This is a genomic window from Oscillibacter sp. UBA6647, from assembly GCA_002455655.1.
Lineage (GTDB): Bacteria > Bacillota > Clostridia > Oscillospirales > Oscillospiraceae > Oscillibacter.
In genome coordinates, this window is sequence record DKLF01000096.1 from 59,066 (window position 1) to 77,325 (window position 18,260).

Consider the following 18,260-nt stretch of genomic DNA (forward strand, 5'->3'; position numbering starts at 1 on the left):
TATGTTAGGATATCGTTAAATATAAGGCATTTTGTCCAATTCCGCCATCAAACTTAAAGGCGAAACAACAGAAAAAGGGAGAATGATTTCCGATGGCTCGCAATGAACTGATTGAAAAAACGCTGGTTGATGCGATGGATTATGCCCGCACCTTCCTTCACACAGGAAAGGTGGCGACCTATATCCCGGAGCTTGCCAAAGGATATCCCGACAAACTGGGGGCCTGCGTCATCACCACCGACGGGGAGATTTATTCCGCAGGCGACTGGCATCAGGAATTTACCATCCAGAGCATTTCCAAAACCCTCACCCTTATCATGGCGTTGCAGACGGCGGGTTATGACAGGGTGTTCAGCAAGGTGGGGGTGGAGCCGACCGGTGACGCATTTAATTCGCTGGTGCGGCTGGAAACGAAAAACACCCATCCGCTCAATCCCATGATTAACGCAGGTGCCATTGCCACCGCGGACTGCTGCATGGACAGCAAGGACCCCTCCGGGGATTTTCTGGCGCTCACCCGAAGGCTTTGCCGCAGGGATACCATTCATCTGGACGAAGCGGTGTTTCAGTCGGAAAAAAAGGCCGGGATGCGCAACCGTTCCATGGCATACCTCATGCAGGGTGACAATATTCTGGAACATGACGCCGAAGACGTGGTGGACCTGTATTTCTGGATGTGTTCGCTGAGCGTGAACGTGGAGGATTTGGCAAACTATGCGCTGATTCTGGCCAACAACGGCGTGGACCCCCGCACCGGCGAGACGCTTTTGGAGGACTGGATTGTGCGCATTGTGAAAACCCTGATGGTGACCTGCGGAATGTATGACGCCTCCGGAGAGTTTGCCATGAAGGTGGGCATCCCGGCCAAGAGCGGCGTGGGCGGCGGCATCATGGGAACCGTGGAACGGAAAATGGGGCTGGCGGCCTTCAATCCGGCGCTGGACCCCAAGGGAAACAGCGTGGGCGCATACCGTGTGCTGGAATATCTTTCGCATTATTTGGGACTTCACTATTTCTCCGGCTCCGGTTATACGGTATAATTAAAAATCGCGGCTAACGGCTCCGCACATAGCTTGCCGCGTAAAACGGCGACACAGACAAAGGGGGTGTTCTATCAACAGCTTTGCCTTGCCAAACGCAAATTGCGGTAAGGCGCCAAGAACTTCTGCAAATTTAAGGACGAAAGAGAGAGGTATACCATGATAGTAGCATTTTTGGATGGACTGGACAGCTTTTTGTACTACCCGGTACTGATTGTTGTCCTGCTGGCAGCCGGTCTGTTTTTCTCCGTGCGCACCGGTTTTGTCCAGCTTCGGCTCTTCCCCGAATCGATTCGCGTGGTAATGGAAAAGCCCTCTTCCGAGGGAAAAATTTCTTCATTTCAGGCACTGATGGTCTCCACCGCCTCCCGCGTGGGTACCGGAAACATCGTGGGTGTTTCCACCGCGGTCTGCCTGGGCGGCTATGGCGCGGTGTTCTGGATGTGGCTGATCGCCATCATCGGCGGCGCTTCCGCGTTTGTGGAAAGCACTCTTGCACAGGTCTACAAGCGCAGGGACGAAAACGGAGACAGCTATGGCGGCCCGGCCTATTACATTGAAACGGCCCTCCATAACCGCGGCCTTGCCGTTTTGTTCTCCGTGTGTCTGATTCTCACCTATGCGGGCGGCTTCAACATGCTGGCCTCCTACAATCTGCAATCCACCTTCTCTGTATATGGCTTTTACGACGCCAAAACCTCTCCGTGGGTGATTGGCATGATTCTGGCGATTCTCGTGGGCTGGTGCATTCTGGGCGGCGGTCGCCGCGTGGTGAAAGCCACCAGCGCCATCGTCCCCTTCATGGGCCTGATGTACATCGCCGTTTCTTTGATCGTTTTGGTTTCCAACGCAAGCCTGATTCCCGCCGTATTTAAGGAAATCTTCCGTGACGCGTTTGATTTCAGGGCGATTTTTTCGGGTATTGCAGGTTCCTGCATGATGTATGGTATCAAGCGCGGACTTTACTCCAACGAAGCGGGTGTTGGTTCTGCCCCCAACGCCGCAGCGGCTGCCGACGTTTCCCACCCTGTCAAGCAGGGGCTTGTACAGGTTTTGTCCGTGTTTATTGACACCATTCTGATTTGCAGCGCCACCGCCCTGATGTGCCTGTGCTCTGGTGTGGAGCCCACCGCCGAGCTTGCCGGTGCTCCCTATGTGCAGGAATCCGTTAAAACCATTATGGGTGATTTCGGCCCTGTGTTTGTCACGGTAGCAATGGTTCTCTTCGCGTTTACCACGCTGCTGGGCAATCTCTTCTATGTGGATAACGCCTTAACCTTTATTCACCGCAAAGTGCCCAGCAAACGCTTTATGCTGGGCTTCCGTCTAGCCTGCGCGGCGATAATTGTCATCGGCGCGGCCCTGTCCATGTCCGCCGCGTGGGCCATTGCTGATATTATGATGGCCATTATGTGCCTGATCAATCTCCCCGCTTGCGTTGTGCTGAGCAAGGTAGCGGTGCGCGCATGCCGCGACTATGTGTCCCAGAAGAAGGAGGGCAGAAACCCTGTCTTCCACGCCGCCGACATCGGGATGGACGTCAGCCAGTTGGACTACTGGAAGTAATTTTTCTCCTCTGAGGCTGCGTCAGGCGGCGAGTATTAAAGTCTGCCAAAGAACAGGCCGCTCCGTAAGGGCTAACGCTCTTGCGGAGCGGCCTATCTTAATTTCACGTAAAAAAGCCCCCCAATCGTTCCAGCACACCATGCCGGATAACGATTGGGGGGCAATCTGTGTTTTTCCTCACCCGACGAATGCCGCCTGCTCCTGCTCCTTCAGTTCCTTCTTCAAAAGATCAAGGATTGCCAGGTCGGCGCTCCAATAATAAGCGGACTCTCCCAGCAATGCGGTGATTCCCGCCCGATCAAAATATGCGCGCACGGAGGTCGTCACGCCGCAAAAGGCCACTGTCTTTCCCTCTTCCTTCATGCTCTGGCAAAGCTCCAGCATCGTCTGAACGCCCGACACATCCACACTGGGCATTCCCCGCAGAGACAAAATAACATGATCATATGCGGGCATTTCTCTGATGCAGCGATTAAATTCATCCACCGCGCCAAAAAACAAAGAACCGGTCACATAGGCCACGCCCGAAGTCTCCCAAACAGCGGCTTTTTCATCCGGCACATCCCGCAGCCGATTTGCGTCAATCGCAGAAAAGCTGACGGAGATATGGCTGACACGGGACATATACAAAATAACGGAGTACAGCACACCCAGCAAAATTGCCATGGTCAGATCAAAGACCACAGTGGCCAGCATCGTCACGAAAAATTGGCTGATACCGGACTTAAAGCGGTGCGAGAAGATGTACCGGATTCCGTCCCAGTCGTTCATGCGCCATGCCGTGACCATCAGCACCCCCGCCAGCGCCGCCAGCGGCAGCTTTGCCATGACGCCGCCCAGTAAAAGCATGGACGCCAGCAGGAATAAGGAGTGAAACACGCTGGTAAGTCTGGTTTGCTGCCCGGACTTCACCGCCACACTGGTGCGGGCAATGGCCGCCGTGGCGGGTACGCCGCCAAACAGGGGCAGTAGCATGTTTCCAACGCCCTGTGCAATCAATTCCTGATCGGCATTGAACGTCTCGTTTTTCATTCGGGCCGCGGACGCGCCGCACAGCAGACTCTCAATCATGCCCAGCGCCGCGATGGTGACAATCGGCGAGCCCAAATTTGCCAGCATTCCAAAGCTGTCGCCGCCAAGCGTCAGGCGGTTGCTCAGCAGCAACGAGCGCGGAATATTGCCCACGGTCGTCAAGCCGTCCATGCCAAATACAATCGACGCCACAGCCGCCAGAACAATTCCCGCCAGAGATCCGGGCACCTTTGCACCCCATTTCTTAGGCCAGAGCAGCATCACCGCCACCACCAGAACACTCACACCCACCGCCTGCCAATTGGGGGTAAACCCAAGTCTTCCATAAGAGGCCAGTTTTTCCAAGTTAGAGCTTCCCTGAGAAACAGTTCCAAAAAAATTATCAATCTGCCCCATGGCAATAATGATTGCAATTCCGGAGGTAAATCCCATCACCACGGGCATTGGGATAAAGGAGATCAGGCGGCCCATTCGGAAAATCCCCGCAATCAGCAGCAGTACTCCCGCGGCAAAGCTGGCCAAAAATACGCCCTGCAAACCATGGGTTCCTACAATGCCGATCAGCACGGCGCTCATGGCGCCGGTGGGTCCGGATATTTGATAGGATGCGCCCCCCAGCGCGGCAATCACCACGCCGGCAATAATGGCCGTGACAAGGCCCGCGGCCGCCGTGGCGCCGGAGCTGACGCCAAACGCCAGGGCCAAGGGCAGCGCCACCGCGCAGGCCGTCAGTCCGGCCATTGCGTCCTGCATCAGGCCCGCGGAGTCATATCCCCGAAATTCATTTTTTAAATCAGATATAAACCGCAAAAACAAAGTAAATTCCCCCAAAATCGTTCTAAAGACATACGCTTTTCAGTATAGCACAACTCGTCTGGAGGGGCAAGTTTTAATATGGATTCGGGCAAGCGACCGGAAATTGGGGAATCATTCAGGCGCGCAAGTCATTCCTCTGTAAAAAATTTGCCTGCCGCAAATGCTGAAAGCATAACGCCGCCGCCCGCAAAAGCGGGCGGCGGCGTTTCATCATTATTTTTACTTGCGCGTTTCCAGATAATCGTTCAGCTCTGCGTTTTTTACGTCGGTGATAAACATATGTCCCGGCGCGTGGGTGATAACAATGGGCGGCTTCGCATGCTCCACGGCCGCCTGCGGCGTCACGCCGCAGGGCCAAAACACAGGGATTTCGCCGGGTTTGATCTCCACGGCATCTCCGTAATCCGGCTTCATGATGTCCTGAATTCCGATCTGCGCCGGATCCCCCATATGGACAGGCGCGCCGTGGACATTGGGCATCTTTTCCGTAATGGCTTTGGCAATTTCGGCGTGCTCCGGGGTCATGGGGCGCATGGAGCAGACCATGGGACCATAAAACGGTCCCGCCTGCACCGTTGCAATGTTTGTTTTGTACATGGGCACGTTGCGGCCCTGCGTAATATGCCGGACTTCAATTCCCGCAGAAAGCAGCGCCTCTTCAAAGGAAAAGGAGCAGCCGATCAAAAATCCCACATAGCCGTCCTCCCAATAGGCGGACACATCGGTGAGTTCTTCCGTAAAAACACCGGCGCGATAGATGCGGTAACGGGGAATGTCGGTGGTAATGTCCCCGCCCTCTCCCATGGCATGGGTCGCGGGCGTGCCCTCGATCACTTCCAATATCGGGCAGGGGAACGGGTTGCGCCGGGCATACTCTCTGAAATCCGCCGCATAATCCGGCGGCAGGATTACAAGATTGGCCTGCGCATAGCCCCGGCACATCCCTGCGGTTGGAAAGTCGATTTCCCCAGCGCGTATTTTTCTCCGCACCGCAGCGGGAGAAAGGTCGATATAGGGCGTAATATCAAATGACATTGGTCCTCCTCCTTTTTTATGGTAGCGCCTGTTTTCGTCAGTTGTCCAGCACATGCCGCAGCAGCCGCAGCGACGCCCGCTGGGCAAGCAAAGCCTCCTGCGCGGCGGACAGAGATATCTTTTCAAAACGGACCTTGTCTCCGCTCTTTAGCTGGCCCAAAATGCGGAAATCGGCGGAAATTACATTGGCAATCTTGGTGTAGCCTCCGGTGGTCTGCCGGTCGGAAAGCATCACGATGGGCTGCCCAGAAGAGGGCACCTGAATCGCTCCGAACGCGATGCCGTCGGAAATAATGTCGCCGGAGGTTTCATGAGCAATCTCCGAGCCTTCCAGTCGGCAGCCCATTCGGTCAAACTCGGCCGTGACGGTATAAACTCCGGAGAGAAACGTCTCCACTCCCGCAGGGGTAAACGCGTCGTCCTGAGGTCCCAGCACCACCCGAAGCGTGTATTCCGCCCGCGAGCGAAACTCCGGCGCGATGGCGCGGGTCGCCAGTGCCTTTGGTTCCGTTCCCGGCGCACGGAGGCCAAGCACGTCTTCTTTTTCCAGCTTTCGGCCATGGAAGCCGCCGATCTTTGCTTTCATATAGGTAGAACGGCTTCCCATCACCTGCGGAACATCCAGTCCGCCCGCCACGGCGATAAATGCCCGGCAGCCGGATTTGGGACCGGTAAAGCGCAGCACCTGCCCCGCCCCTACCCGGACGGCGCGGTAATTGTCCATGGGCACGCCGTCCAGCGTGGGGCCTAAGTCCGCGCCGGTAACGGCGATGACCGCAGGCTGGTCGAAGCGGAGCTGCGGGCCCATAATGGTACACTCCAGAACGGCTTCTCCCTCTTCATTGCCCGCCAAAATATTGGCCACGGCGGCGGAACGGGGGTCCACCGCGCCGGAAACCGGCACGCCAAACTGCTGAAACCCCGTCCGTCCCTGATCCTGAACCGTTGTCAGCATACCGGGATGCAGAACCGTGATACTCATTCCGCCCCCCCCTCTCTGGAGTGTCGCTTGCAGACATAAGTCCCGGCGGCCTCCTGCTCTGCAATTCTATCATATTCCGCCCGATCAATGGGGTAAAACTTCATATACTGTCCCGCCTCCGGCAAAATGGGTTTTTCACGCTCCGGCGCGTACATCCGCACCGGGGTTTGTCCAATCAACTGCCAGCCCCCCGGAGAGTCGATGGGATACACCCCGGTCTGCGCCCCGGCGATGCCCACGCTGCCAGCGGGAATTTTGACCCGGGGTGTTTTCAGCCGGGGCGTGGCGATGGACTCATCCATGCCGCCAAGATACGTGAAGCCCGGCGTAAAGCCCAGCATGTAGATGAGATACTCCGGCGCGCTGTGAATGGCGATCACCTCGTCCACAGACCTGCCTCCCTGCTCCGCCACAAACGGAAGGTCTGGCCCTTCCTCCCCGCCGTACAGCACGGGAATTTCCAGCACCTCGCTGGGGGGAATCCGCACCTTGTCCAGCCCGCCCAGCAGCCCCTTTAATTTCTGTTCCAGCGCGGCATAGCGAATGACGCCCGGATCATAGTGCACCATCAGGGAGCGATAGGTGGGAACCGTCTCCACAATACCTGAAATGCCGCTTTCCAGCAGGGCAATGTTAAACGCCCGAATGCGACCGTTAATCGCCACGCTGATCTCATTGCCGAATTCCACGGTCACAGCCGTATCTCCGGCATTTAAAAATCTCACTTCGTCCATACTTGTTCCTTTCCACTGGGCGTGGCGGTGCCGCGCCCAGCGCCAATGATACGCCTTTTATCAGGCAAAGAGCTTCAAAATGCCGGGAACGGCTTTCACTCCGGCGTAGAGAGAGATGCAGACCACAATGACACCCAACACGATCATCCATGTAGGATGCTTGTATTCCTCGCCCACAATTTTTTTATTGCGGCACGCCAGCAGCATCACACCCAGACTGATCGGCAGAATCAGGCCATTGAAAGCCCCCGCAACAATCAGCAATTGGGCGGCGTTGCCAACCAGCACCATCATCAGCGAGGAAAAGGTGATGAAGCCCACCACGAACTGGCGCTCATACTTGTTGATGAAGGGGTGCAGCGTCTTGAGGAAAGAGACGGAGGTAAATGCCGCGCCCACCACGGAGGAAACGCCGGCAGAGAACAGGCACAGGCCGAACAGCCGATAGCCCAAATTGCCGGCGGACAGGCGGAATGCCTCGGCGGCGGGGTTGCTGGCGTTGATAATGGTGTCGGCATTGGCGGCATTCCACTGGGGCCCGATCATGCAGGTTCCCAGAACGGCCAAGAACAACAAAATACGCACGGTTCCGGAGGTTCCGCAACCCTGAAGCACACTCTTGCGCACATGGCTCACATTTTCGGGGCCGGAAATGCCCGCGTCCAGCAACCGGTGCGCGCCGGAAAAGGCAATGTAGCCGCCGCAGGAGCCGCCCAGCAATGTGGTCAGTGCCACAAACATGGAGGGGATTTCATTGAATTTGGTCAGACTGGACGCCACCACGCCCAGGGGCGGCTGAGAGATCACCGCCACCACCAGCACCGTGACCAGAATAATAGCAGCCAGAATGGTGGCAACCTTATCCATGATGGTCTTGGCGTTTTTGTTGACAAAGATGATGATGCCAAGGCAGCCGGCAATCACCGCGCCCGCCTTTTCATTCAGGCCGAACATGGCGTTGAAGCCCAGCGCCACGCCGCCCACGTTGCCCACGTTGAATGCCAACCCGCCAAATGCCACCAAAACAGCAAGAACAACGCCCAGGCCGGGCAGCACCTTGTTTGCCACGTCCTGCGCCCGCATCTTGGACACACTGACGATGGACCAGATGTTCATTTGCGCGGTAATATCCATCAGGATTGCCAGGAGGATAATGAGAATCAGCGCGGGACCGTATTGTGCGGTAAATTTGGAGGTCTGGGTCAAAAAGCCGGGGCCGATGGCCGAAGTTGCCATCAAAAACGCGGCGCCCAGCAAAACAGATTTATTCTTTGTCGTCTCGTTCGCACTCATCGGGATTTCCTCACTTCAATTATATTTGTAGCACGCGCTTAAACAATGGCGGCGATGGGCGCAATTTTCACGCCCTGTGCTTCCATGGCGGCACGGATATTTTTCACAAATTCCACAGCCGAGGGGTTGTCGCCGTGTACACAGATGGAATCGGCAGAGATAGAAACCTCCTCGCCTGTAATGGCGGTGACCTTCCCCTCCATCACCATGCGCACCGTGCGGCGAATCGCCTCGTCCTTATCGTGAATTACCGCGCCGGGCTGCTTGCGGGGAACCAGAGAACCGTCCGCCTGATAGGCGCGGTCTGCAAACACCTCGCTGGCCACCCGCAGTCCTGCGGCCCGGCCCGCCTCAATCATCTTGCTTCCGGCAAGGCCCAGAAGAACGACGTCCCTGTCCACCTCTGCGATGCCCTCCGCGATGGCGGACGCCAGATCCATGTCCTTGCCCGCCATGTTATAAAGCGCACCGTGGGGCTTCACATGCTGAAGCTTCACCCCGGCCGCGGCGGTGAACGCCAGCAAAGCGCCCATTTGATATTGAACATAGGCCTTGGCCTCCTTGGGCGAACACACCATATTCCGCCGGCCAAAGCCCATCAGGTCGGGAAAACCCGGATGCGCGCCGATGGCCACACCCGCCTCTTTCGCCATGGCCACGGTCTGCGCCATGACCAGCGGGTCCCCCGCATGATAGCCGCAGGCCACGTTGACAGACGATACGTGCTGAATCACCTCGCTGTCCAAACCGATGGTGTATGCACCAAAGCTCTCTCCCAAATCGCTGTTTAGATCCACCAGATTCATAATTGTAAGCTCCTTCCTTTTTTGCCCCATGGGCACAATTCCAGATGTACCTGTCATACTTAGCAGCAAGTTTCATACCAAGCTTTCAAGTTTTTATTACAAACGCACATCATTTCCATTTCATCGGCCAAATAATTGTTTGTATTTCACATTTTTTTGAGTTGCTTTTTGTGATTTTCACTTTCATAGTCTCTGACTTTTTCGCAAAAAAACACGTCCGCTTAGGAAAATATACCATTTTCCCAAGTGGACGTGCGATTCTGCACGGGCCAATCGTTCAATTCCGCACGTCCGCATCCTCCATCCGCCGCTTCAGCGTAAACCGGCTGATGCCCAGAAGCTCCGCCGCCGCAGTGCTGTTCTCCCCGCTCAGAGTCAGCGCCCGGCGGATATAAGCCCGTTGAAATGCCGCAGTTTCGGCCTCCAGATCAATCGGTCCCAAGGAAAGGTCCTTTACCCCAGCCGGGGCAGCCCCTCCGCCAAAAGCGGCCAAAGGCGCGCCCCGAAGGGTCTTCCCCTCGCAAAACAAAACCTCTCGTTCCAAAACGTTTCTTAATTCCCGCACATTGCCCTTCCAATAATAGCGGCGCATTTCGCCAAGATAGGCCGGGTCAATGGCTTCAATCTCCTTGGAAAACTTCTGGTTGAAGTGCCTCAGGTAGTAATCCGCGATGACGGGAATATCCTCCACCCGTTCCCGCAGGGGGGGGATAAATATCTGCATGACATTGAGCCTGTAGAACAAATCCTCCCGGAAGGTCCCCTTGGCAATCTCTTCCTCAAGCCGACGGTTGGTGGCGGCCACCACCCTCACATCCACGGGGATATCCGTCAGTCCGCCCACCCGCTTAAAGCAGCGGTCCTCCAGAAATGTCAGGAGCTTTGCCTGCATGGCAAGGGGCATCTCACCAATCTCGTCGAGAAACACCGTGCCGCCGTGCGCCAGCTCAAACAGGCCCTTTTTGGTCTTCACCGCCCCGGTGAACGCGCCCTTTTCATAGCCAAACAGCTCCGCCTCCAAAAGATTCTCCGGGATGGCGCTGCAATTGATTTTGACCATGGGGCCTGCCTGCCGGGCGGAGGCATAGTGAATCATATTCACCACCACCTCCTTGCCTGTACCGGTTTCACCCCGGATCAGCAGGTCCACGTTGTCATTTTTTGCCAGCAGACGGATCTGGGACCGGATTTCCTCGGTAGCGGGGCTGTTTCCAATCAGCTCTCGCTGCTTGCCCTTCACAGCCTTCAGGCTGCGGTCTTTTTTCAGCTCGTCCAGACCACGGCGAATGGTCAGGTTCAGTTCATCCAGATCAAAGGGCTTTTGCACAAAGTCATAGGCCCCCCGGCGAATGGCTTCCACCGCCTGCGCAACCGTTCCGTAAGCGGTGATCATGATGATGCGCACTTCCTCGTCAAGATGGCGGAGCACTTCGATATAATCCGTCCCCACATCCCCTTCCAAGCGGTTATCCAGCAGGATCACGTTTGGCCGCATCCGCTCCGCCGCCGCAAGACCTTGGGCGATATTCCCCGCTGTGGCAACTTCATAGCCCATGTCCGAAAGACCCGCCTCCAGAGAAATGCGGATGAGGCTTTCATCGTCGATGACCAGTACCCGTTCCTTCATAACGTCTCCTTTTCCCCTGTATCCGTCCGGCGGAACCGCATTTCAATGCACGTCCCACCGCCGGGACTGCTGAGAATTTTCATTTCGCCGCCATTTTGCTCCAGTAATCGACTGACAATGGCAAGGCCGTATCGTCCGGTCCCTCCCGAGGCGATTCCCTTTTCCACGGAGCGCAGCTTTTCACGGTCCATTCCCGCGCCGTTGTCCGTCACCGACAAAAGGACCTCCCCGGGGCCGCCCTGCGCCCTCAGGGCAATGCATCCCCCCTGTCCCACGGCTTTCAGCCCATTGCTCACAAGATTTATCAAAACCTGCTTCAGTTCCGCCTCGTCGGCATAAATGGCAAGGCCCGGCTCCGCCGTGGTTTCCATGGTAACGCCGTGGTTCCCGGCCAGCTTGGAGTATAGCATGGCTACCTCGCCCAGCAGCGGCCTCAGCTCCACCACGGCCTTGTGACTTTCCCGCTTGCGGGACAGATTCAAAAGGTCCCCAATCAGTTCGTTGATGCGGTCCACCTCTTTGATGACGCTGACGCACAGGGTCCGGTCCCGCTCCCGCTCCAGTCCCCGGCCCACCACCTGAATCGAAGCGCGGATGCCCGCCAGCGGATTGCGAATCTCATGGGCCAGCATGGCGGCCAGCTTTCCGATATAGGCCAGCTTCTCGCTCTCTCCCACCTTTTCTTCCATGATCTTGTCATAGGTCACGTCGTCAATGGTGCAAAGCGTCCCGGGCTGCGTTTCAAGACTTCCCCGCCCAAGCCGCCAGACCCCTATCTGATAAACCCGCACATCCCCCCGGCCATCCTCCAGACGAATTGCCTCAAGGGGAACGCTGGCCTGCGTAAGACGGCGCTCCAGCACCAGGCGAAGCGTCTGTCCGGCGGCAAAAAACGTCTCATCCGCCAGCATGTCGCTGGCCCGGTCGTTGACGCACAGCACCTGCCCGTCCGCGCCATAGGCCACCACGCCCAGTGGCAGATTCTGCACAATATTTTCGTTCAGTGCTTTCTGCTCTGCCAGCGCCGCGTTATACCGCCGCAATTCTTCCAGCATTCTGCGGAACGCATCCGCCAACTGCCGCGTTTCCGCACTGCCCACATCCGTGGGAATCAGCTCCGGCGACGCCTCTTGGGGCCGTTCTCCGATGGCGGCGCAGGCTGCTGCCAGCCGCCGGACCGGCTCCGAAATCCCGTAAGACACAAAGACGCCCACCTGAATCGTGATGATTAACAGGGCAATGGTGGCGAGAATGGCGTATTTCTGCTCTTCCACAAGACCGCTTTGAAACGCCGCCTCATCCAGCGTATAACAAAGTCTCCAGCCAAACCCATTGTCCCGCTGCTCTGCCAAAACGCTTCCCTCCGCCACCAGAGCGGCTCCCTGTTCCGTTCCCAGAAGACGGGCGCCCCTGTCGTCCAGAATGACAAGTCCGTCGTTTTCAAGAGCGGCGCAGCCCGCGAGAATCGCGTCCTGTCCCACATTTTCTCCAAACTGGCGGATATCCCAGCTGATATAGGCCAGCAGCTCTTCTCCCTTTTCCCGCTCCTGCGTCATCTTACTCGTATACCCCTCCCGGAGCATCAAAAAACCAAAGCACAGCACGGAAAGGACGCAGATGCCCACCACCGCCATAAGAATCTTATTCTCAATGGTCAGCGACCGTCTTCTTTTCATCCCTCCGCCTCCTTTTTCCGGCTCAGCACGGACCCCAGCCACAGCGCCCCGGCGGAGATCAGCGTTCCCGGCAGGGCGGGATGCACGGGAAGCAGGCCCACATAGTAAAGCGGATAAAATACTGCCAGCGCCAAAAGTCCGGCCCCCAGCGCGGCGCATACGCCTGTCCGGGTGGTTTTCTCCCACAGGAGGGTCCCAAACACCGGGGCCAGCAGCGTCACGCTGAATACGCCCCACACATCCCCGCCATATGTCAAAAGAGAGGCCGGCGGCGACAGGGCCAGCAGCAGCGACAGCGTTCCCCCCGCCATCACCGCCCCCCGGCTCAGATTCACCAGTGTGCTCTCTTTCAGCGGCCTTGGCCACAGCGCCCCCACAATATCGCAGGAGCAGCTGGACGCGATCAGCAAAAGCTGAGAGTTGGCGGTGGAAACGCACGCGCCGATAATGGCAAACAGCAAAAATCCGCTCCACTCGCTGTACAGGTCGTTGTTAAGAATATAGGTAAAAATCTCATCGGTGGACAAGGTCTCATTCATCGTGGGGATCAGCACTCGCATACCAAGGCCGATGCTGCTTAACGTGAAGTAAATTCCCGCCAGCAGCGCCAGCGAAATCCAGATCATCCGCTGGGCGGAGCGAGCGTCCCGCGAAGCTAAGATTCGCACGGCATACTGGGGATTTACAGCCAGACCCAGCCCCCAGCCGAAAAACATGCTGATGCTCATCAGCGGCGCAAAGTCCCCCTGCCCGAAGGGCCGAAGAAGGTCCCCAGCCTCGGTGGCATACTCCATTCCCCCATGGGCGTATCCCGTCACGCCCGCCGCGCCGGAATAGATTTCGCCCAGACTTCCCACCCGGGCCACGACGATCACCAGCAGAACGCCCAGCCCCACAATCATGAGAATCAGATTAAATGCGTCGCTGCGGGTCACCGACTGGTAACCGCCGAAGGACGTGTACAAAATGAACAGGTACACCAGCAGAATGGACAGGCTGTACGGGATGCCGAATAACGTGGAAGCCACAATGCCGAAGCCCTTGATCTGAATGACCAGATACAGCACGTACACCGCCGCAAGCAGCGCGCCGAACGCCGCTTGAAGTCCCTTGGACCCGTATCGGACGCGAAACAGCTCCGGCACTGTGGTGACACCTGTGGCATACAGCTTTCCGCTGACGTGTATCATCAGCAGCGCCCCCAGAAACCACGGCACCACCGAGAACATCAGCGCCGACAGCCCGCTTTCATACACCGAACCGGTCAGACTGAGAATGCTGGCCGCCGAAACCCACGTTCCCACAAAGGTGCAGACGCACCGCCACAAAGGCAGCCGCCGGTCGCACATAAAGAACTTTCCAACACTGTCGCTGTCCCGCAGGCTGCTTTTGCCGATTACCAGCAAAATCGCGGAATACGCCGCAAAATAGATGAGATAGAGTAAAGTCTTGTTCATGGCCCGTTTTCCCCCCTTGCGTCCCAGCGGCTTCTCTTTATTTGCATATCAGTTTATCATACCCCGCGATGTTTGAAAACCCCCGTCCTCGTTACAGATCTTGCAATCAGACGGCAGTCTGAGGCCTCATTTGAGAAACTGCGGAAACGCAAAAGCAAAGGCCCCGATGCTTTGGCATCAGGGCCTTTGCTTGTTGTAAAGCCGCAAGGGCGGCGGGAAAACGCAGGGTCAGCCCGCGTTAAAATCCGCAGCGACCTGTGCGTAGAGCAGCACACTGTTGATCAGCGCACTTTCATCCACCCGGTATTTTCCGGAGTGCTGGGGCCACGCAGCGCCGCAGGACTCATTGCCAACACCCATCAGTGCGATGGCGCCGGGGACCTTCTCCATGAAATAGGCGAAATCCTCGCCCCCGGTGATGCGGTCAATGGCAATCACTGCGTCGGCAGAAATTGCTTTGCGGGCCGCACCGATCGCCACCTCGGTCATTTGGTCGTCGTTGATGGCGGGAGGAACGATGCGGTCGTAATTCAGCTTCGCCTCAGCGCGGAAGGTCTGCGCAGTCTGGGTCACAACCCGCTCCATCATCTCCGGGAAGCGCTGATACAGGTCCCGGGAGAAATAGCGGGTGGTGCCCTCCAGTCTTCCGTACTCCGCAACCACATTCCAGCGGGTTCCCGCTTCTATGCGTCCCACGGTCAAAACAGCGGGATCGCCGGGGTCCACTTCGCGGCTGACGATGCTCTGCAAATTGGTCACCATCGCACTGGCGACCACGGCGGCGTCCACGCACTGATGGGGTGCGGAGGCATGGCCGCCCTTGCCCTTGATATCAATGCTGAACTGATCCGCGGCGGCCATCCGGGGTCCCGGAGCCAGCGCCACCTGTCCGGCGGGCACGTTGGACCACACATGAATGCCGAAGCAGCCATCCACCCCGTCCAGCGCACCGTTTTCAATCATGGATTTTGCGCCCTGAGCAGTTTCTTCCGCCGGCTGAAACGCCAGCCGGACAGTGCCGCACAGATCCGCTTTCACATCGTTGAGCACGCGGGCCGCTGTCAGCAGCGTTGAGATGTGGCAGTCATGACCACAGGCGTGCATCACGCCGGAAACCTCGCTGGCATAAGGCAGTTCGGTTTCCTCCTGAACGGTCAGCGCATCCATGTCGCCCCGAAGCAGGATGGTCTTTCCGGGCTTCCCACCTTGAATGGTGGCCAGAATCCCAGTCTCCAGACCACAGGGACGCCAAGTAATCCCGAATTTGTCCAGTTCCGCCTTAATCCGCTTGCTGGTTTCATACTCTTTTCCGCTGACTTCGGGATGCGCGTGGAAACAGCGCCGCATCTCAATGAGGTAATCGCCGTATTTTGCGGCAGCTTCTTTGAGGTTCAACTTTCAGCACTCCTTTTTTGTTAAAACATAGTTGCAAATGCACCTGCAATAAAGACTGATGTAATGGTAACTGTGACAAAACCGCCCACAATCATAGACGGGAACATCTTGCTCATCAGATACTCCTTCTCCTCCGGAGTCTGCGCAAGCGCCGTGCAGGTGGACTCGGTGATGATGGCGTCGCAGGGGAAGCCGTACAGCGCCGTCAGTCCGTTGGCAAAGGCCATGGGGAAAGACATCCTCAAAATCTTAGCCACAATAAACGACATAATCGCCATGCCGACAACGCCCACCACGATCAGAGCAACCATGGGGAAAATGATGTCCAGCAACATGTCAGGCGTGCAGTCCTTCAGTCCGTCAAACACATACATCATCAGCGCAAACATGATAATCCCGTAAGAGTTGGCTTTATTCAGCGAGTTGGCGTCCAAAAAGCCTATGGTGGTGAAAAGGATACCCAAGACCAGCGCCCAGATCGCGCCGCTGATTTTTCCGATGTGGGGAAAGACGATGCTGCCAAGCTGCGTCGCCAGCCAGCCCACGACGGCCAACTTGATCAGAACCACAACGGCGGAATCAAATTTCTGAGGGACGGGGGGAATCAGCTTCTTTTTCGCGGCAGACGCAGCGGTGGCGGCCTCCGCTGCCTTTACGGCGGCTCTGTCGGAAGCGGTCATAACCGCTCCGCCGCGGTACTCTTTCAAAAGGCGCTTGCCCTCCGCCTGAAGGCAGACGGCGGTGATGGGATACCCTGCAAAGCCCTGAATGCAGTACATGGTGATGGCAAACACGGCGGCTTTCTCAAGTCCAGCAGTCATAGCAGCGTCACGCATCAGCGTGGCGGCCACAATGCCGCCGGTCAGCGGAGGCAGACCGGCAATGACCAGCTCGCGCTCCATGATCAACGGAGCCACCAGCAGAGAAAGCCCGCACATACCGGCAAGGCCCACCAGGCATACCACAATGGTCTTCCACTGTTCTTTGAGCTGCTTGAGGCTGATTACCGTGCCCATGTGGGTAATCAGCAGGTAAATGCCGATGGTACTGCCGAAGGGGATCAGCATACTGTCGCTGACCAGAGTGGTGGGGAGCACAGTCCAGTACCCAACCAGCATCACCACTGCCGTGACAAATACCGAGGGAATCCATGCCTTGGTCAGGGTGGAAACCACTTCACCGATGATGAACGCGGCTGCGCAGATAGCGAATGCAAGTGCAAAATTGTACATATTTTCTCCTTACTCCTGTCGTGCTTATTTCTATTCAAAACCCGGCGGCTTGCCGCTGGGAAGTCCTTTGGCGATGTATCTCCGGGGCGGGTCCTTTTTCTGATTTAGAATACCGCCCTCAGCGGTTGAGGTATTCAACGGCGATGCCCGCCATGGCCCGGATGCCGTATGGCATGGCCTCCTCCCGCAGGACCAGCTTGGGGCTGTGAAGGGGATACAGCTCCTCCCCGCCTTGCCCGCCAAAAAGCATAAAGTAGGCGGACGGCGTGCCCGTCATCTGATAGAAATAGGCAAAATCCTCGCTGAAACCCATAGGCCGCTCCAGCTCCACAATGGCGTCGTCTCCCAACTCGTCCGCCACCGCCCGTTTGGCGCAGTCCACCAGATCCGCGTCGTTGTATGCTGCGGGATAGCCGTGGTAATGGTAGATATCCACCTTGCAGCCGGAGATGGACTCCATGCCCTTGCCGATGGCAAACATCTGGCGGCGAATCGTTTCCCGTACCTCCTCTGAAAAAGCCCGGGACACGCCGCCAAACTTCACTTCGCCGGGAATCACATTGGGCGCGTCGCCGCTGTGAATGCTGCCGATGGAGAGAATCCCCGTCTCCAGCGGATCAATTCTGCGGGCAACAATCTGCTGCATATCCACAATCATCTGGCAGGCCGCCAGAATGGGATCGTCTGTTTTCTGCGGCTCGGAACCATGTCCGCCCCGACCGGTCACCGTCACATCGTACAGGTCCACAGACGTGGTGACAGCTCCCGCCCGCATTCCAATTTTGCCCACGCGTTCCTGATCCGGCAGCATGTGAATGGCATAGATGGCATCCACATGGGGGTTCTCCAAAACGCCCTTTTCCACCAGCTCTTTGGCCCCTCCGGGGAGGGTATCCTCGCTGTGTTGAAAAATCAGCTTCACCGTTCCCCGAAACCGATCTCTCATCCCGCACAGCACCTTTGCCACACCCAGCAGCATGGACGCGTGCATATCGTGCCCGCAGGCGTGCATCATTCCCGGCGTCTCGCTGGCAAAGGGCAGCCCGGAGTCCTCGCTCACCGGCAGCGCATCAATATCGGCGCGCAAGGCAACGCACTTGCCAGGTCCGACGGTGCCTTGAATCAGGGCAACCACAGCCGTTGGAACAGGCTGCTCAATCCTGTCCACTCCGTACTCCTCCAGCTTTTCCAGAATCAGCGCGGAGGTTCGCACCTCCGACCGGCCAATCTCCGGGTGTCGGTGGATATCTCTTCGGATGGCGACGATTTCGTCAATGCAGGCTTCCGTCCCGGTTTGAATTGCGCTCATGTCCATCATACTCCTTGCTCTTTTGATAGAATTCTATAAATTTAAGGGGCTTTTGCAAAACAACCACAAAAGTCCCTCTCAAGTATGGGGTCGCCCGAATGCGTTGTCCGCTCATTCTCTCAAGCGAGGGTTTTGTCAGACAAAGCAGTGATTTAGCTATTTAAATAGTATTATCCTGCAAAGCTTTTCAACAGTCAAGAATGGTTTTTGAAAAAATATACAAAGTTTATGAAGCCATTTTTTATTTTGCAGTCTTTTTA

Annotated in this window: 14 protein-coding genes; 2 read left to right on the forward strand and 12 right to left on the reverse strand. The window is 56.9% G+C overall.

From position 1 onward, the window contains the following. The first annotated feature begins 92 nt into the window (after nucleotides 1–92). Together glsA and B2W96_RS07025 are read left to right on the forward strand one after the other, a co-directional pair. On the forward strand, nucleotides 93–1,040 hold the full coding sequence (gene glsA / locus B2W96_RS07020; RefSeq protein WP_293009574.1) for a glutaminase A: 948 nt from the start codon (nucleotides 93–95) through the stop codon (nucleotides 1,038–1,040). 159 nt (nucleotides 1,041–1,199) lie between these two features. After that, complete coding sequence (locus tag B2W96_RS07025) at nucleotides 1,200–2,606, forward strand: alanine/glycine:cation symporter family protein (RefSeq protein ID WP_293009575.1); 1,407 nt, start codon at nucleotides 1,200–1,202, stop codon at nucleotides 2,604–2,606. 177 nt (nucleotides 2,607–2,783) lie between these two features. On the opposite strand, the gene B2W96_RS07030 is transcribed toward B2W96_RS07025, so the two are convergent. From B2W96_RS07030 to B2W96_RS07085, 12 genes are all read right to left on the reverse strand, one after another. Continuing rightward, nucleotides 2,784–4,454, reverse strand: coding sequence for a SulP family inorganic anion transporter (locus tag B2W96_RS07030; protein WP_293009576.1), 1,671 nt, complete (start codon nucleotides 4,452–4,454; stop codon nucleotides 2,784–2,786). A 219-nt stretch (nucleotides 4,455–4,673) separates the two neighbouring features. Next, a complete protein-coding gene (locus B2W96_RS07035; RefSeq protein WP_293009577.1) occupies nucleotides 4,674–5,489 on the reverse strand; it encodes a putative hydro-lyase in 816 nt (271 codons plus the stop codon). Nucleotides 5,490–5,526: 37 nt separating this feature from the next. Further along, a complete protein-coding gene (locus tag B2W96_RS07040; RefSeq protein ID WP_293009578.1) occupies nucleotides 5,527–6,471 on the reverse strand; it encodes a biotin-dependent carboxyltransferase family protein in 945 nt (314 codons plus the stop codon). Further along, entirely contained in the window at nucleotides 6,468–7,205 is a 738-nt protein-coding gene (gene pxpB, locus B2W96_RS07045) for a 5-oxoprolinase subunit PxpB (RefSeq protein ID WP_293009579.1), read from the reverse strand. Before pxpB ends, B2W96_RS07040 begins: the two co-directional genes overlap by 4 nt. 60 nt (nucleotides 7,206–7,265) lie before the next feature. Continuing rightward, nucleotides 7,266–8,498: an NRAMP family divalent metal transporter gene (locus B2W96_RS07050; protein WP_293009580.1), complete on the reverse strand. Its 1,233-nt coding sequence runs from the start codon at nucleotides 8,496–8,498 to the stop codon at nucleotides 7,266–7,268. Nucleotides 8,499–8,536: 38 nt separating this feature from the next. Then, nucleotides 8,537–9,304, reverse strand: coding sequence for a LamB/YcsF family protein (locus B2W96_RS07055; protein ID WP_293009581.1), 768 nt, complete (start codon nucleotides 9,302–9,304; stop codon nucleotides 8,537–8,539). Between the two features lie 277 nt (nucleotides 9,305–9,581). Beyond that, nucleotides 9,582–10,931, reverse strand: coding sequence for a sigma-54-dependent transcriptional regulator (locus B2W96_RS07060; RefSeq protein WP_293009582.1), 1,350 nt, complete (start codon nucleotides 10,929–10,931; stop codon nucleotides 9,582–9,584). After that, nucleotides 10,928–12,607: a sensor histidine kinase gene (locus B2W96_RS07065; RefSeq protein ID WP_293009583.1), complete on the reverse strand. Its 1,680-nt coding sequence runs from the start codon at nucleotides 12,605–12,607 to the stop codon at nucleotides 10,928–10,930. Before B2W96_RS07065 ends, B2W96_RS07060 begins: the two co-directional genes overlap by 4 nt. After that, nucleotides 12,604–14,064 carry a sodium:solute symporter family protein gene (locus B2W96_RS07070; protein ID WP_293009584.1) on the reverse strand — a complete coding sequence of 487 codons (1,461 nt, stop codon included), beginning with the start codon at nucleotides 14,062–14,064 and terminating at the stop codon, nucleotides 12,604–12,606. Before B2W96_RS07070 ends, B2W96_RS07065 begins: the two co-directional genes overlap by 4 nt. A gap of 228 nt (nucleotides 14,065–14,292) precedes the next feature. Continuing rightward, nucleotides 14,293–15,459, reverse strand: a complete 1,167-nt coding sequence (locus tag B2W96_RS07075) for a M20 metallopeptidase family protein (RefSeq protein ID WP_293009585.1) — start codon at nucleotides 15,457–15,459, stop codon at nucleotides 14,293–14,295. A gap of 20 nt (nucleotides 15,460–15,479) precedes the next feature. Beyond that, complete coding sequence (locus B2W96_RS07080) at nucleotides 15,480–16,691, reverse strand: hypothetical protein (RefSeq protein WP_293009586.1); 1,212 nt, start codon at nucleotides 16,689–16,691, stop codon at nucleotides 15,480–15,482. A gap of 118 nt (nucleotides 16,692–16,809) precedes the next feature. Further along, the gene (locus B2W96_RS07085; protein ID WP_293009587.1) at nucleotides 16,810–18,000 is read right to left on the reverse strand and encodes a M20 metallopeptidase family protein; all 1,191 of its coding nucleotides are present in this window, start codon (nucleotides 17,998–18,000) and stop codon (nucleotides 16,810–16,812) included. Nucleotides 18,001–18,260 lie beyond the last annotated feature (260 nt).